This window comes from Bradyrhizobium sp. AT1 (assembly GCF_001590795.1).
In the GTDB taxonomy this organism is placed as follows: Bacteria; Pseudomonadota; Alphaproteobacteria; order Rhizobiales; family Xanthobacteraceae; genus Bradyrhizobium.
Genome location: NZ_JXDL01000001.1, coordinates 1,394,307 through 1,396,039, shown reverse-complemented (window position 1 = coordinate 1,396,039; position 1,733 = coordinate 1,394,307). Strand labels below are relative to the sequence as shown.

The window sequence follows — 1,733 nt, the reverse complement described above, 5'->3', positions numbered from 1 at the left end:
CAGCTCCAGCGATTTTGCCACGATCGCGGCGATGCCGTCGATGCGCGTGTGCACCGCGCGGTCGGCCGCGATCAGGAAATAGGCGGAGATCGCGGCGAAACAGGCGGCCGTGATGGCCGCCACGCGCAACGTCAGACGGACCTTGAGATCGAATCTCGGGCGGTTCCACATCGAGCAGCACCTGGCGCGAACGGATTTGTCGCCCGCGCATTAAACGGCAGAACGCCAGCGGCGGAAAGCGCTACGCTCTCCCGCAGTGCAGCGACGTGAAATTTTCCCGGCGCTGGCCGGGACGGTCGCCGTTGCAAGGGCTCGGGCCGGCCGCCGAGATTGGCGAACCGCGTCCTGCTGCGAGGCCTGCTCATGCACCTCTCCCGGTTCATCCTTCCTACTTTGCTGTTCGCGATCCTCGTAAATGTCGGCCCTGCCGGCGCGGGCACGGAGGCGGCCGCGCCGGCCGGCGTCTCGATCGAGGATTTCCAGTATCTGGATACGTCCGGCGAGCCGGTCGACCAGACCGCCCTCCACGAGAAGCGGCTGGCTGCGTTCATGGTCGCGCTGCGGCGGGATGTCGGGGCGGACAAGCGCTATCAGCTCACGCCCGCCGGACAAGCCAATGCGAAATTCAAGGTCGTCGGCGGAGTCCAGAAGACCAGCACGCTGGTGCAATGGGCGCGGGTCGCCGTGATCGATACCGGCGCCAAAAAGGTCCTGTTCGAGAAGCTCTACACGTTCCGCGGCGACAATGACGAAGCCTGGGACCGCGCCGAGGCGTTCCTCGCCCGCGAGGTCATCGCCGCGCTGGCGCAGCCGGCGCCGGTCGCGCTGGCCGTGTTCGATTTCGAGCTCGAGGATATGACGGCCGCCTCTGGAGGCACCGTGGCCACGTCGGACGCAGCGTACCTGGCCGAGGTCACCGGCGGGGTGCGTGAGGTGCTCGGCCAATCCGGCCGCTACCGCATCGTCGATGTCGGCAGCGCGCGAGGCGAGGTGGCGAAGGCGGGCGCTTTGCGCGACTGCGGCGGGTGCGAGTCGGCGCTGGCGCAGAAGCTCGGCGCGGAACAATCGCTGATCGGCGTGGTGCGGCGGGTCAGCCGCACCGAATACACGCTCGGCTTCCAGCTGCGCGACGCCAACACCGGCGCAGTGCTGGCGCGCGGCGACAGCGGCCTGCGCCTGGGCGCGGACTATTCCTGGAAGCGCGGCGCGGTTCGACTGGTCAGCGACCGGCTGATCGAAAGCCAGCAGGCCGCGGACGCTGCTAAAAAGTAAGCTGCACCTTCATCGACTGCGAACGGTCGCTGGCGAGCTCGAAGGCGGCGATCGCGTTCTCGAACGGCATGGTCGCCGTGATCAGCGGCTTGACGTCGATCAGGCCTTCACCCATCAGCCGCACCGCGAGCTCGAACTCGGGATCGAAGCGGAAGGTGCCGCGCAGCTGCAATTCCTTGGCGACGATGGAGTTGATCGGCAGCGTCATCTCGCCACCGAGGCCGAGCTGCACCAGCGTCGCGCCGGGCCTGAGCACGTCGAGCGCGGCGCGCAGCGCAGCCTGATTGCCCGAGGCCTCGAACAGCGTGTCGAACACGCCCTTGCCGGCGCGCCATGGATCGAGCGCTGCGGCATCGGCCGCGACGTTGATGGCATGCGTCGCGCCGAGCTTCTTGGCAACGGCCAGCGGCGCGTCGGCGACGTCAGTCACCACGATCTCGGCCGCGCCGCCGAAGCGCGAC

The 1,733-nt window shown here is 68.3% G+C and carries 2 protein-coding genes and 1 pseudogene; 1 reads left to right on the top strand and 2 read right to left on the bottom strand.

Annotated elements, in window-relative coordinates; genetic code table 11:
• A pseudogene (locus SE92_RS37440) lies at positions 1-171 on the bottom strand (histidine kinase); the annotation flags it as partial.
• Between the two features lie 192 nt (positions 172-363).
• On the opposite strand from SE92_RS37440, the gene SE92_RS06615 reads away from it, so the two are divergent.
• Complete coding sequence (locus SE92_RS06615) at positions 364-1,272, top strand: DUF3280 domain-containing protein (RefSeq protein ID WP_063195005.1); 909 nt, start codon at positions 364-366, stop codon at positions 1,270-1,272.
• On the opposite strand, the gene SE92_RS37060 is transcribed toward SE92_RS06615, so the two are convergent.
• Positions 1,262-1,733 (bottom strand): zinc-binding dehydrogenase (locus SE92_RS37060; RefSeq protein WP_245324478.1); only part of this gene is annotated, 472 nt, incomplete at its 5' end. The two genes, SE92_RS06615 and SE92_RS37060, sit on opposite strands and share 11 nt — an antisense overlap.

Bases quoted from the DNA above. Each gene is read 5' to 3' on its own strand.
- SE92_RS06615 (WP_063195005.1), top strand. From the start codon at position 364: ATGCACCTCTCCCGGTTCATCCTTCCTACTTTGCTGTTCGCGATCCTC.